11 protein-coding genes and 1 tRNA gene are annotated in these 13,777 nt (G+C 34.6%); 4 read left to right on the top strand and 8 right to left on the bottom strand.

What is annotated here, in order from left to right:
- From VK161_RS12665 to VK161_RS12655, 3 genes are all read left to right on the top strand, one after another.
- Positions 1-745: T9SS type A sorting domain-containing protein (locus VK161_RS12665; protein WP_324215152.1), on the top strand; the 745-nt coding region annotated here is incomplete at its 5' end.
- 105 nt (positions 746-850) lie between these two features.
- A complete protein-coding gene (locus tag VK161_RS12660) occupies positions 851-2,167 on the top strand; it encodes a hydroxymethylglutaryl-CoA reductase, degradative (protein ID WP_324215151.1) in 1,317 nt (438 codons plus the stop codon).
- A gap of 178 nt (positions 2,168-2,345) precedes the next feature.
- Complete coding sequence (locus VK161_RS12655; protein ID WP_324215150.1) at positions 2,346-3,260, top strand: GYDIA family GHMP kinase; 915 nt, start codon at positions 2,346-2,348, stop codon at positions 3,258-3,260.
- 60 nt (positions 3,261-3,320) lie between these two features.
- Here VK161_RS12655 and VK161_RS12650 read toward each other — a convergent pair whose 3' ends face one another.
- From VK161_RS12650 to VK161_RS12620, 7 genes are all read right to left on the bottom strand, one after another.
- On the bottom strand, positions 3,321-5,420 hold the full coding sequence (locus VK161_RS12650) for a peptidylprolyl isomerase (RefSeq protein WP_324215149.1): 2,100 nt from the start codon (positions 5,418-5,420) through the stop codon (positions 3,321-3,323).
- Between the two features lie 107 nt (positions 5,421-5,527).
- Entirely contained in the window at positions 5,528-6,787 is a 1,260-nt protein-coding gene (locus VK161_RS12645; RefSeq protein ID WP_324215148.1) for a hemolysin family protein, read from the bottom strand.
- Positions 6,788-7,000, bottom strand: coding sequence for a hypothetical protein (locus VK161_RS12640; RefSeq protein ID WP_324215147.1), 213 nt, complete (start codon positions 6,998-7,000; stop codon positions 6,788-6,790).
- 2 nt (positions 7,001-7,002) lie between these two features.
- Complete coding sequence (lptC, locus tag VK161_RS12635) at positions 7,003-7,551, bottom strand: LPS export ABC transporter periplasmic protein LptC (protein ID WP_324215146.1); 549 nt, start codon at positions 7,549-7,551, stop codon at positions 7,003-7,005.
- 1 nt (position 7,552) lies between these two features.
- On the bottom strand, positions 7,553-8,815 hold the full coding sequence (locus tag VK161_RS12630; RefSeq protein WP_324215145.1) for a hypothetical protein: 1,263 nt from the start codon (positions 8,813-8,815) through the stop codon (positions 7,553-7,555).
- Between the two features lie 11 nt (positions 8,816-8,826).
- Entirely contained in the window at positions 8,827-10,065 is a 1,239-nt protein-coding gene (locus tag VK161_RS12625) for an outer membrane protein transport protein (protein WP_324215144.1), read from the bottom strand.
- Positions 10,058-10,789 carry a type III pantothenate kinase gene (locus VK161_RS12620; RefSeq protein ID WP_324215143.1) on the bottom strand — a complete coding sequence of 244 codons (732 nt, stop codon included), beginning with the start codon at positions 10,787-10,789 and terminating at the stop codon, positions 10,058-10,060. Before VK161_RS12620 ends, VK161_RS12625 begins: the two co-directional genes overlap by 8 nt.
- A 101-nt stretch (positions 10,790-10,890) precedes the next feature.
- On the opposite strand from VK161_RS12620, the gene VK161_RS12615 reads away from it, so the two are divergent.
- Positions 10,891-10,963 (top strand) — tRNA-Phe (locus VK161_RS12615).
- A gap of 39 nt (positions 10,964-11,002) precedes the next feature.
- Here the strand turns inward: VK161_RS12615 and VK161_RS12610 are convergent.
- The gene (locus VK161_RS12610; RefSeq protein WP_324215142.1) at positions 11,003-13,759 is read right to left on the bottom strand and encodes an AsmA-like C-terminal region-containing protein; all 2,757 of its coding nucleotides are present in this window, start codon (positions 13,757-13,759) and stop codon (positions 11,003-11,005) included.
- Between the last annotated feature and the right edge of the window lie 18 nt (positions 13,760-13,777).

Below are 13,777 nucleotides of genomic sequence, written 5' to 3'. Positions count from 1 at the left end.
TAATTTAACAGCTACATTAGCTGAAGGCGAAACCTACATCGCTATTGCTAATGGAATTGTAAGTGCTACTGGTTATACTAACCCTAACTCTTTCGCACTTTCGGTTTTTGCTCAAGGTCGTGAAGCTGCTTCCAATCCAGCAGAAACGGATGTACTGGTGAATCACGGTTCGCCCGATGCTCCAACTGTTGATGTAGTTGAAACTTCTGTTCCTGCAGGAACTATTGTGAACGATATTTCGTTTCCAAGTTTTGCAGGTTATTTAGAACTTCCTAATTTGGACTTTACTCTAGACGTTAGAGACGCAACCGGAACTACAACTGTTGCCAGTTATTTAGCTCCACTACAAACATTAAATTTAGACGGTGCAGCCATTACTGTAATTGCTAGTGGATTTTTAGATCCATCAACCAATAGCAATGGTCCAGCTTTTGGACTTTGGGTTGCCACTGCAGCTGGTGGAAATTTAATTCCGTTGCCTACAGCACCACTTAGTGTTACTGATTTTGATGCAGAAAATGTAAAAATTTATCCAAATCCAACTAATACAGTAGTAAATATTGATATTCCGTTTAGTTTTGAAAAATCAAAAGTTGCTATAGTTGATGTAAATGGCAGAACAGTACTTACTTCTGCAAGTGACATAACTACGATAGATGTTTCTGCACTAACGGACGGCGTTTATATGCTTTCATTAGAGTTAGACAATATACTAATCAACAAAAAAATAATTATTGCTAATTAATTCCAATTGCTTAATTAAGTCAAAAGGTCGTTTTTAAATAGACGGCCTTTTTTTATATGTTGTAAAACGTATCTTTGCAAAGAATTACATTTTAATCCATTGAAAATGAATAACGCCGTATCGGGATTTTCAAAATTATCTAAAGAAGACAAAATCAGCTGGATTGCCAACGAGTATTTTTCCAATCCAAAAGAAGCCATTACCACAATCAAACAATATTGGAACAGCGATGTCAAACTCCAACAATTACACGACGAATTCATAGAAAACACCATTACCAATTTCTACTTACCCTTGGGAATTGCACCTAATTTTTTGGTAAACGGAAAGTACCACTCGATTCCGATGGTGATTGAAGAAAGTTCAGTTGTAGCTGCAGCGGCCAAATCGGCTAAATACTGGAGTACGCGCGGCGGATTCAAAGCCACCGTACTATCGTCTGAAAAAATCGGACAAGTGCATTTCATTTTTAAAGGCGATGCTCAAAAACTCGAACTTTTCTTTCAAAAGACAAAACCAAAATTCTTCACTTCTACCGAAAGCATTACCAAAAATATGCAAAAACGCGGTGGTGGAATTTTAGACATCGAACTCAGAAACAAAACGACTGAGTTGGAAAATTACTATCAATTGCACACCACTTTTGAAACAAAAGACAGCATGGGCGCCAATTTCATCAACTCTTGTTTGGAGCAATTTGCCACTACTTTAAAAGAAGAGGCTTTAGATTACGAAGCTTTTTCAGCAGAAGAAAAAAACATCGAAGTGGTGATGAGTATTTTGTCGAACTACGTTCCGAACTGCATCGTCCGTGCGGAAGTTTCGTGCAAAGTTGAAGAGTTGGCCGACAAAAAAATTGATAATCCTTTGCGTTTTGCTGAAAAATTCGTTCAAGCCGTAAAGATTGCCGAGATTGAACCATTTCGAGCCGTAACACACAACAAAGGAATCATGAACGGAATAGACGCTGTGGTTTTGGCTACCGGAAATGATTTTAGAGCTGTCGAAGCCGGAATTCACGCTTATGCTTCAAAAAACGGCCAATACTCTAGTCTATCACACGCCACAATTGAAAATGGCATTTTTACTTTTTGGATGGAAATTCCGCTGGCATTGGGAACCGTTGGTGGTTTGACTTCATTGCATCCTTTGGTGAAAATGGCGTTGGAAATTCTTGGTAAACCTTCGGCACACGAATTGATGCAATTGGTAGCAGTAACTGGTTTGGCACAGAATTTTGCCGCTTTGCGTTCGCTTACCACAACCGGAATTCAAGAAGGTCACATGAAAATGCACATCAACAACATATTGAATCAATACCAAGCGACTGATGAGGAACGAAAATTAATCGCCACTCATTTTGAAACCAACACCATTTCGCATTCGGCTGTGGTTAATTTTATACAGAAAATGCGGAATTAACTGAATTCTTTAAGCTAAGATGACAAGTTGCATCACATATTAATCGTGAAATTTTGCTGCAGATTCACAGATTAAAACAATAAAAAATCAGTGAATCTGTGGCGAAAAAATAATTATTAGAAGCTATTCCCGCTGAAACCTGCCCGCCGTAGGCTGGTCGGAGCTAAAAAAATACAGTTTGAAACAGACATTTTACAGTAACGGAAAACTCCTTATCACAGGCGAATATGTAGTTTTAGATGGCGCAAAAGCGTTTGCTCTACCTACCAAATTTGGCCAAAATCTAACCATAGAAAAAGCCGAGAACGAGCTCATTCATTGGAAAAGTTTCGATGCTGATGGAAGCAGTTGGTTTGAAACTGTAATTCCGTTTGCTGCAATCGTCAAGAATCAACGCTTTGATGAAAAAGACAACATCAAAAATACGTTGATTGAAATTTTGCACGAAGCGTACCTGATGAACTCTGATTTCATCACCAATTCTACTGGTTACAGCATTCAAACTGAATTAACGTTTCCTAAATCTTGGGGTTTGGGAACTTCATCCACTTTGATTAACAACCTTGCTCAATGGCTGCAAATTGATGCTTTTGATTTACTACGCAGAAGTTTTGGTGGAAGCGGTTACGATTTGGCTTGTGCTCAAAACGATTCGCCCATTCTTTACCAATTGGTAAACGAACAACCTGTTGTTGAATCCATCACTTTTCAACCTTCGTTTTTGGATAAGATTCACTTTGTATACCTCAACCGAAAACAAAGCAGTAAAAGTGCTATTGCATCGTATTTGAACCAACGTGGTAATATCGATAAAACCATTCAGAAAATTGACCGCATTACCAACACAATAATTCATGCAACAGAACCAAAAGAATTTGCCTTAGCCTTACAACAACACGAAATTGAAATGAGTTCGGTTTTAGAGCTTCAAACCGTTCAGGAAGTTTTATTTCCCGACTTTAAAGGAATAGTAAAAAGTTTGGGCGCTTGGGGCGGCGATTTTGTAATGGTCATTTCAAAAGAAAATCCAACTCATTATTTTAAAGAAAGAGGTTTCGATGTTGTACTTCCTTACAACGATATGATTTTATAAAAAGAAATCCCGACTGTAAATGCAATCGGGACTGTTTTTATTAAATATAACCTTTATCTATTAATAAAATTCTGCTCTTTTATCTTCAATTTTTGCTTTGTCTTTTAATGCTGGAATAACTCTACCCGCAGCTTGTTGAGCCATTGGTTTTAATTTATTCACATAGGCATCATGTTTAGCCAATTTTGGTGCTTTTACAACTGATTTTGTTTTAACAACATAAACACCTGCATTTCCTTCAACTGGAGCAGAAACTTTGTTTGCTGGAGTACCGAAAGCAATACCAACCACTTTTGGTTCCATTCCAACATTAGGAATCATTGCATTTTCAATGGTCAAATCAGTTGCTTGTTGAACGGCAACTTTATTAGCTGAAGCGATAGCCTCAAGAGAAGCACCTTTCATTTTAGCGATGATTTTCTCGGCTTTCTTTTCATTTTTAACAATAAACTCAATCATTGGTTTTGCTTCTTCAACGGTCATTAAACCTTCTTCATTGATTTTGGTAAGTTTAGCAATAACGTGACCAACTTTTACAATTTCGAAACGTTTTACATCTCCAACATTGGTATCATCATTGTACGCCCATTTAACAATTTGTCTTTGATTACCTACTGAACCAAAAGCTTCATCCATTGGTTTTGCTTTGATTGCAGGATTAACAGTTAATTTAGCCGCTTTTGCAACTGCAGCAAAGTCTTTACCATTAGCGTCCATTTCAAATTTGGTTGCTGTAGCGTAAATACTGTTTGTAGTGGCTTCAGAAGGCTCGATAAGTTGACCTACAGTTGCCAATAAAACAGCATCTTGCTTGTCAGTAACATTAATAATGTGATATCCAAATTCAGATTCTACTAAACCAATTTTACCTATCGGATTACCAAATACGAAATCGTTGAATGGTTTCACCATTTGGTTTGGACCAAAATAACCTAAATCACCACCTTGTTGAGCAGATGAATCATCAGAGTTAGTCAAAGCCAACATCATGAAACTTCCTGGATTAGCTTGGGCTTGAGCCAATAAACTTTGAGCTTTAGCTTGTGCTTGCTCTTTGGTTCTTTTTTCTTTTTTCTGAACGCGGTCAATTCCTTCCCAACTGATCAAGATGTGACTTGCTTTAGCTTTTGCGCCTGATTTTCTTCCCATAGCTTTAGAAATACAATAGTAATTTCCGTTCATGTAAGGACCATAAATTTGACCTACTGGTAAATTGAACAATTGCTCAGCACTTTCAACTGGTAACTCTTGTTTTGTTTTGTAGATAGAATCAAATGGAATATCAGAATGTTGAGAAACATATTCCGCTACATTAGTAGCAGAACTGAAACTTGGAATTGTATCGTTTTTACCTGTTTCATTATTGTAAACTACATCACCAACTAATAATTTGTTGACTTTGTCTTTCACTTCTTTTTCATCCGCTGCAGATGGTTTATCTTCAATAATTACATACTCGATTTCACGTGTACCATCCGATTTGAATCTTTTTGGATGTTTTTTCATGTAGTTCAAGTAATCTTCATCTGTTACTTTGATGTCGCTATCTTTAATTGAAGCAAAAGGAACAGATACAAAATCAAAGCTTACTTTGTTGGTTTCTAATTCGTATTTGAATTTACCTTCAGCATCAGTAGTATACATTCCACCTTTAATAAGTGAGCTGTAGATTTGATATTTCGAATTTAAAATTGCATCTTTTTCACGATCGCCCAATAATTTAGCTTGCTCTGGATTTGATTTAAAGAATTCTTTAAACTTTTTTATATCAAATTTACCCGCTGCATTTTGGAAAGCAGGATTTTGCCCAATATTAGGATCATTTTTGAAGTTTTCAATGATGTGGTTTTCACCCGCTCTGATTCCTAATTTTTCAAATTCCTCTGTCAAAAGCGCAATTGAAATTTCTTGTTCCCAGACTTGATTTGCGGCTTGAACACTTGTCATACCTTGACCTTGTTGTCCATTTTTTTCTAGGTTCGCCACTTTCACTCTAAAATCTTCGTAAATAATGTCTTTTCCGTTAATACTTCCAACATCATTTGAAAAAGAAGTGTAATTATTTGAGAAGAAATCTTGTACTACAAAAGCAAGCAAAGCAAAACCAATAACACCCAAAAGTATGCCTGAACGATTTCTAATTTTTTGTAAAACTGCCATTTTTATATTTGTTAATTTTTATTTCAGTTTGCGAAAATACAATTATCTGTGAAATAACAATAAATCTAAAGTGAATTTTATCAATAAAATTTGATTTTTATCGAAAATTAATCCGATACTGTCATTTTGACCAATTCTATTTTATTATTTGAGGCTTCTTCAATATAAAATTGAAAATTATTTATCACAATTACATCTCCTTTTTGTGGAATTTCTTTGGAAAAATTCACGATAAATCCGCCTAAAGTTCCGTAGGAATCACTTTCGGGAATTTCAAGATCATATTCCTCATTCAAATAATTGACATCCAATCGAGTAGAGAAAATATAATTGTAATCATCAAGTTGTGTTTCAGTTAATTGTTCGTCCTCATCGTGTTCATCGTCAATTTCTCCAAAAAGTTCTTCTATTATATCTTCAACAGTGATTATACCCGAAGTACCGCCGTATTCATCCAGCACAACGGCCACACTTTTTCTTTTTTTGGTCAACAGATTAAGAACATCTTTAATTAAAATGGTTTCTGGAATGAACTCAACTGGAATCATGCTGTTTTTAATGGTTCGAGGTTTTTTGAACAATTCAAAAGAATGAACATAACCCAAAATACTATCAAACGTATTTTGATAAATAAGCAGTTTTGAATAGCCCGTTTGGATGAATTTCTCTCTTAATTGCGACACTGAACTGTGGATTTCTACGGCAACTAATTCGGTTCTTGGCGTCATAATATCACGCGCTTTTACAGTTGAAAATTCGAGAGCATTTTGAAAAATTTGTATTTCTGAATCTACATTTTCTTGATTAGAAAACGAGTTAATTTGCTCGTTGATGAAATTCTCTAATTCAACTTTACTAAAAAGAGATTGTTGGGAATTGACATTTGATTTAAAAAAACGAGCCAAAATAGTATCCGAAATCCAAATAGTAAAGGATGAAAAATAATTTAGAACTCGGTAAAAAAAGTAGGCTGGAAAAGACAAATATTTAATTAGAGAATTGGAAAAAATCTGGAACAACAACTTTGAAATGAACTCGGTTGTTACGATTATTATCAGAGTTGAAAGTACCATCTGTGCTACAACCAATTGCCACGAATTGAGTTCAAGATTTTGCACAAAGCTCCATTGAGGAATACTTCTACTGATGTAAAACCCATACACAACAATTGCAATTGTATTTCCTAATAGTAATGTAGCAAGGAATTTTGAAGGGTTTAAGGTAAGTTTTGCAACGAAATTTGAGAAGAAATTGTGTTGCTTTTTTTCGATTTCAAGATAAATTTTATTGGAGGAAATATAGGCGATTTCCATTCCTGAAAAAAAGGCAATTAGTAATAGGCATATTATTACTATTGTTAGTTCCATTTACTCATTGGGTTTGTTTTGGTTTTGTTGATTTCTACGATCTTCAAAACGCTTTCCAAAATTTCTTCTGAAGAAATACATGAAAATGGCCAACGCAGCTAACACAAGACTTAGTGTATAGTCTTCACCTTGATTCCATTTGGTAACAGCATCATAAATCATGATGAGACCTACAACTAAATAAATGTATTTTGTAATGTTTAGATAATTCATTTTTAAGGTTTTTGATATACTTGTCCCGAAATTCGTTGCGAATTGATGATTTTGAAATCTTTACTAAAGTCGACTCCTTCTCCGGTTGAATTCCCTTTTGGATCCGTAAATTTATAACTTTTTTCGGTATAAAACCACTCGTTCATTTGGTCGTAAAACATCTGATCCGTTTCAAGCAATTGTCCATCATCATTTCTGATTTTCACATTTCCTTGCAGGTCGATAATTTTAGTTTCTTTATAACTTACCGCATAATTAGACGTTACGTATGTCTTTTTCCCATTGTTATCATAAATGGTCAAATTAATTCCTTTTGGAAATTCGGTAAACGGAAAATCAATAGCTCCAAATTCGAGCATTTTGGGAGTGATGAGTACGGCTTGAATTTTACCCGAATCCGTATATTTTAGGTTGATAGAATCGGCGTCGGTACTTGGAGTAAATTCGGAGAAATTTGATTTTTGAACTTCTTTAAAATTGCTTTCACAAGAGAAAAGTGTAATCAAAAAGAGACAAGGAAAAAGAAGTATGTTTATTTTATAACGACTCATTTTAAAATTCAACAGTTTCGTTAATCCAGCAATCGATGGTTATTTTATTGTTGGATTTTTTAATTTGTTCTTTTTCTTTATCGGTAAAAGCAAATTTTTTGTACTGATCCGAAAGCGCATTTGACGCTGGTTTTAAACTTGGCTGAACTTCTGACGCTTTTTGAGCGTATTTATTGGCTAAATAGTATACCGCTTTCTGTTCAATTGGTGTGGTTCCGCATTCTTGAGCAGCGCTGGAATATAAATTGGCTAAAAACAAGTAATTTTCTCCGTTGGTTACATCATTTTGAATGGCCAACAGAGCTGATTCTTTGGCTAGTTTCTTATCAAATCCGAATAAAATAGATGCGTTAGTTGCATAGATTTTGGCTTTCTCTTGTTTATCTGAAGCTAGTTCGGCTGCTTGCTTAAGGTATTCTACTGCTTTTTCGCGGTTGTTATTTTTCAGATTAAATGCACCTAAAGCATAAGCCGATTTAGAACTGGGTTGAATAGTGTGTAAATAGTAAGCAACTTGCCCAAAAATGGCTTTATCCGAACATTTCTCCATCATTAGATCGACAGTCGAACTTAACCAAACTGCGTTATCTTTATTTTGTTTGAGGTTTCGCTCAGCATAATCGGTTAAATTTTCAACTGTAAGGTAATTTTTTACCATTGAATTCACGCTAATTCTTACGTTTTCGAACTCAATTGCATTATTTGCCGAAAGTGTTTTGTTCTTCTCAATAACCGATATTACTTGTCCGTATTTGTCCAACATTTGATCAAAACTGCTGTCTTCTCTACTTTTGTAATTCTCATTAAAGAGTTTGAAGTACGTATATAATGAAAGAGAATTTACAAATTGGAATTTATCTTTTGCAAAAGCTTTATCGAACAGTTTGAATGTTTCCTCATCGGTTCCCATTCCGTATTCGTAATAAATTGTTGCTTTATTTATTAGATTGTTGCTCGCATTATTTGGGAAATACTCATCGTGTTTGTCGTAAAGAGCGATGAGTTCTTTGATGGCTTTTTCTTTGTCGTCGTTGGTTGCCAAATCAATTTCATTCTGAATTACTTTAGCGCCAAGCAAGTATAAGTTTTCGTCTTTGGTTGGACATTTACTCAGTAGTGATTTCATTTTAATTGAAGCTTCTTTGAAATTTTGAGCTTCAACTAATTCTGCCAATTCTTGTTGAGTTGCAACGCAATTGATTTCTTGAGATTGAATACATCCGAAGCTGATTAGCGTAAAAAATAAAATCAATTTTGTTTTCATAATTCTCTGTATTAGTTGTATTTTCTTCTTTGGAACCAACTATCATTAAACGAAAAACCTACTGATATATTGCTGTAATTTTCTTCAACTAAATTAGCATTTGTTGTTCCTTTTTTACCCAATTCAACTCCAATGTTAATATTAGAAAATGTTCCGCTCAAAGGTAATCCGAAACCAAAAGTTACCGAGCGGTCTAAAATGGATAAATTGTTAATCACTAAACCTGTATTTTCATATCTAAATCCTGCTCTGTAATTTACTCTACTCCAATAACTTGTAAAAGAAGAATATTTAGGAATATAAAAACCACCAATACTGTATCGTAATGAATTTTCGAATTTGACATTAGAAAGATTTTGGAATCTGTTTCCAAAATCACTTGAAGATTGACTTGTTATTTGTACTCCAAGAGCCCATTTTTTCAATTCTCCAACACTGGTACCGAAGGTAATTTTAGAAGGCAATTTCAATTTTGAATCAGGAACAACAACGTCTAAATCATCGTATACTAATTCTTGCCCAGTTCCCGTATACTGTAGCACAGCGATATTTCGTGCGTTCTCTAAATTCAAATTTGATTCTGGTGTATAGGTCAATCCAGAAAAAATAGAAAGTTTATTCGTTAATTTTGCTTTGTGAGAGATTCCTAAATTAAAACTAAATCCGCCAACAGAAGATGTATTTGTTTCTCTTGTACTAGTTTCTATAGTCGTTACAGAAGTATTTGTTGTTTCTATTTCACCAAAGTTATAGTTTGCTTCAGCACCAATATTAAATTGATTATTCAATCTAAAACTTACAGCTGTATACACTCTATTTACGCCTCCTTTTCCGCTGAAAGAATTGGCATTGTCTGAATCTCCCCTATAAATATTATATCCAACAGACGAATAAGGCAATAAACCAAAACCGACTGCAAAACGTTTAGCAGGTAAAACCACCGACAAATAATCGAGTGTAGTTCGTTGCGCTTTTTCTTTTTGAGTTTTTGTTTTCAGTATCGTTGGCGAAAAAGTTCCAGCTGCAGAGAAAGTGGTTAATCTTATATTAGACATCATTGCTGGATTCTGCAAATTAATGTGAATACTATCGGGTATAACACTTAGTTCTCCCATTGCTCTATTTTCAATAGTTCCTCTAAATCGAATGTCTCCAATTCCGAAGTAAGAATAAGGTGAAGAAGTACCTTCTTGAGCAAATGAGCAGAATGTAATTAATAATAATAGGCTAAGAAAAAAATTTTTAATCATTTTGATTGTATTGAAATGTTTGGTTCAGACTCTCTAATAAGAAATTTGAATTGGCAAAGATGGTATTTTTTAATCGTTTAGCCAAAAAATCTGCATCACCACCCGTTAAAATTATGATAAAGTTTTTTTGATTTTCTGAATAATTGTTAATAAACCCTTCGATTTCAAATGTCAAGCCGTTGATTACACCGGAATGTATGGATTGATGGGTTGAATTCCCTACAGTTTTCTGAGGCTCTTCTTTAGTCAAAAGAGGAAGTTTTGCAGTATAATTATTCAAGGCTTCGTAGCGCAATCGGATTCCGGGTGAAATGGCTCCGCCAAGGTAATTATCGTTCTCATCAATATAATCGTAGGTCACACAAGTTCCTGCATCAATAACTAATCGATTGGTATTCGGAAAGCGCAAAACCGCACCCGATGCAAGCACCATTCTATCTATCCCTAACGTTGTTGGAGTTTCATACTGATTGGTAAAGGGAAAATTCATTTCGCGCGAAACGAAAAATAATTTATAGTTAGAATTTAAAAACAAAAAACTGTCTTTTCCAATTTTTGACACACTAGAAACCACTATATTTTGAATAGTTGTATTTTTTTTCAAAATACTTTCAATTGATTTCTGCCAATTATCGTAATTGATAATTTCTTTTGATTTTAGTGTATCTTGCTCAAAAACAGCCGCTTTAATTTTGGTGTTCCCAATATCAATAATTAGATTCATTCCTCTTTATTTGAAATGCAAAGTTACAAATAGATTTTTTTTAAAATTTGTTTTGGATAAATTAAAAATCGTTCTATATTTGCACCCTCATAAGAGAAGAAGGTACCTTAGCTCAGTTGGTAGAGCAACGGACTGAAAATCCGTGTGTCCCTGGTTCGATTCCTGGAGGTACCACAAAAATAAAAAGCCCTAAATTACTTAGGGCTTTTTTTATTACTTAATTGGAACTGAAAGCGCTCCTTCTTCGTATTCGGTTTCTTCTATTTCTTCTTTGTTTTTTCCTACTTTAACTTTTGGATTGTCTTGTGTTCCTGTAATGGACAGTGGAATTCCGATGATTCCCAATGGAGGTAAACCCAATCGCATTTTGATGTTTAGCTTTCCATCGAAACTGGTTTGACCTTCAATTCTGGGTCTGAAACCTGCTACTTTGAACTTAAAGCGATCAATCGTGATGATGTTATTTTTGATGGTAGATTTGATATCCACTTTGGATACGTCTGGATTTTTAATTCCGTCTTTCCCAGTTTTTTTGCTTACTGCATTGAACATTTTGAACCCTTTCATTTTTACATCTTTTACAGAAAGCGTTCCGCCACCTACAAGCGATGGGTAAATTGGTTGCATTTGATCGTTTAATTTTCCGGCTACTTTATAGTCTAATGAAATAATTCCTTCTGCACTTTCGGCGGCCGAAACCATTTCTCTAAACATTTTAACCTCGTTATAAGCGCGTTTTACATCAAAGTCTTTGGCTATTACCTTAAAGTCAAAAAAAGCTCTATTAACTGATTCATTTCCGTAAACGATGTCCATATCAACTTTGGTGCCGACGACTTCAAATCCTGATTTATTCAACATCAATTTTCCGTTATTGATAACCACTTGGCTTTTTAAATTTTGAAGTTTTAGTTCATCGAAATCAACTTTAGAAGCAATACAATTGAATTGTAAATCGAGGTTGGGCGGAATAACAACAACACCAGACGCTGCTTTGCTTTCAGATGGAGTTGTGTTAGTTGGAGTAGTTTCAGAAACTGTAGTATTTTGCGCCATGAATTCATCTACGTTGATGTAATTTGAATTCAGATTAAAATTACCTTTCAAAACTGCCTTTTGCGACAACACAAAATCGATTACATTTTGAAGATAGCCGTTCATTTTTAAATCCGACTGACCGTAAATGGCGTTGAAATTATTAAATTTCATCTTATCCTGATTGAAAACAAATTCTCCTTCTTTGATGATAAAAGGTTTTGGCAAATACTCTGATTGCGTTTTAATGTTTCTTAGAATAAGTGTTCCTTTATTGTTCAATTTATGATAGTTTCCTTTGATTGCATCGGATTGAGTTCCTTGAAAAGAAACGTCGGCTTTAATGTAACCCTCTAAATCAAGACCTTTGGTTGAAAACACTTTGCAAATTTTGGCCAATTCGAGTTCGCCTTTGGCTTTAATGTCGTAGTTGATATTTTCCAAGTTTTCCAATTTAGCATTGACAAAAACAGGCTTTCCTTCAAAGTCAAAAGAAGCTGGAGTAATTTCAATTTTCAAATCTTTGAGCGAACCCGTATGATCGGAGAAATTGGTAATCAAATTAATGTTTGTGATTGGATTGGGGTAATAATTGGTTTTGATGTATCCGTTTTTAAGAACTACTTTTCCTTTTGTAATAGGGACAATCTTATTGATTTTATCGTAAATACCTTTTGAATTTACATCTGCATTCAATTGACCTTTCAAATCGACAGTTCCAATTCCGAATGCTCTGTCTAAGTTCGCCAAATTGACAGCAGTGTTGATTCGGGCATCAATTTTTGGTTTGCTCAAACCTTCCGTTTTGATAATGGCTTTTACATAATCTTTATCTAAATTGAAGAAAATAGAATCGACGTTTACCTTTAATCGTTCGGTGTTCAAAGCGGGCAATCGAGTATCAAAATTCAGAAAAATATTAGTTGCCGGAATTTTGGCTTCTTTATGATTGATTGCGCCGTCTCTGATTTTCATATTGAACGCCAAATCAGGTTTCTCGTTGGTTGAGGCGATGTACTTTCCTTTTAAAGTCAATAGTAAATCGGCAGTTCCTTTGACTTTTGTTTTCTCGAGCCAAGTCACGTATTTGGGCGGTAATGCTGTAAAAAAGTCGTTGAGTAAACTATTTTGGGATTGGACTTTAAAATCTAAGTCATAACCATTTTTAAGAAAGTCTAATTGACCGACAAAATCAATGGGAAGTTTGTTGATTTTTAAATTATTCTGCTCAAAAATGATGGAAAGTGAGTTGGTATTGATTTTGGTAATTAAATCGGCATTTACCTTTTTATTTTTGAGGTATTGTTCATCACCAAAAGTAAAGTTGAAATCGTCAATTTTGGCTTCTGTTTTTAAGTCGAAGATGGCCTTTTCTAAATCGCCTTTTCCGAGGTAATTAAAACCCTTGGCATCAATTAAAATTTGGGTTGATTGGTCGTTGTAAACCAAATGAGAATTCGTAATCGAAATCTTATCCAATCGCACTTTAGCGGATGAAGTTGTGTCATTGGATTGCTGCTTGTTATCTGAAATATAAACGTTGTAATTGGCTTCTCCATTGGCATTTACTTTGACATTAATATTCGCCTCGGAAAGAAAAATTTTGTTGATGGTAACTTGACTGTCAAAAATGAGATCTTTTAAGTTAATTCCGAATGCAATTTCATCGGCAGACAATAAGGTTTCTTTTTGGTATGGCGCAGAACCTTTAAGATCAAATTCAGTTAAAGACAGTGTTAGTGATGGGAAATGATTAAAAAACGACAGATTGGCTTCTTTGAAATTGAGTTCACCGTTTAGTTTATTGTTGGCAAAAGCTTTGACTTCTTGTTCGATTTTTCCAGGAAACAATATAGGAAACAGAAACATCAGCAACAAAATCACTGCTATGGTTACTCCGAATATTTTTAGTGTTTTTAATGCGATTTTTTTCATTCTACTGACTTCTTTTCC

Origin of the sequence: Flavobacterium sp. (assembly GCF_035299245.1) — a bacterium.
Classification (GTDB): Bacteria; Bacteroidota; Bacteroidia; order Flavobacteriales; family Flavobacteriaceae; genus Flavobacterium.
Note: the sequence above shows the minus strand (reverse complement) of the source record. Positions and strands in the feature narration are given on the sequence as shown.

Excerpts from the sequence above, each read along its gene's own strand:
- VK161_RS12660 (WP_324215151.1), top strand. The coding sequence starts at position 851 with ATGAATAACGCCGTATCGGGATTTTCAAAATTATCTAAAGAAGACAAA.
- VK161_RS12650 (WP_324215149.1), bottom strand. The coding sequence starts at position 5,420 with ATGGCAGTTTTACAAAAAATTAGAAATCGTTCAGGCATACTTTTGGGT.
- VK161_RS12645 (WP_324215148.1), bottom strand. The coding sequence starts at position 6,787 with ATGGAACTAACAATAGTAATAATATGCCTATTACTAATTGCCTTTTTT.
- VK161_RS12640 (WP_324215147.1), bottom strand. The coding sequence starts at position 7,000 with ATGAATTATCTAAACATTACAAAATACATTTATTTAGTTGTAGGTCTC.
- lptC (WP_324215146.1), bottom strand. The coding sequence starts at position 7,551 with ATGAGTCGTTATAAAATAAACATACTTCTTTTTCCTTGTCTCTTTTTG.
- VK161_RS12630 (WP_324215145.1), bottom strand. The coding sequence starts at position 8,815 with ATGAAAACAAAATTGATTTTATTTTTTACGCTAATCAGCTTCGGATGT.
- VK161_RS12625 (WP_324215144.1), bottom strand. The coding sequence starts at position 10,065 with ATGATTAAAAATTTTTTTCTTAGCCTATTATTATTAATTACATTCTGC.
- VK161_RS12620 (WP_324215143.1), bottom strand. The coding sequence starts at position 10,789 with ATGAATCTAATTATTGATATTGGGAACACCAAAATTAAAGCGGCTGTT.
- VK161_RS12610 (WP_324215142.1), bottom strand. The coding sequence starts at position 13,759 with ATGAAAAAAATCGCATTAAAAACACTAAAAATATTCGGAGTAACCATA.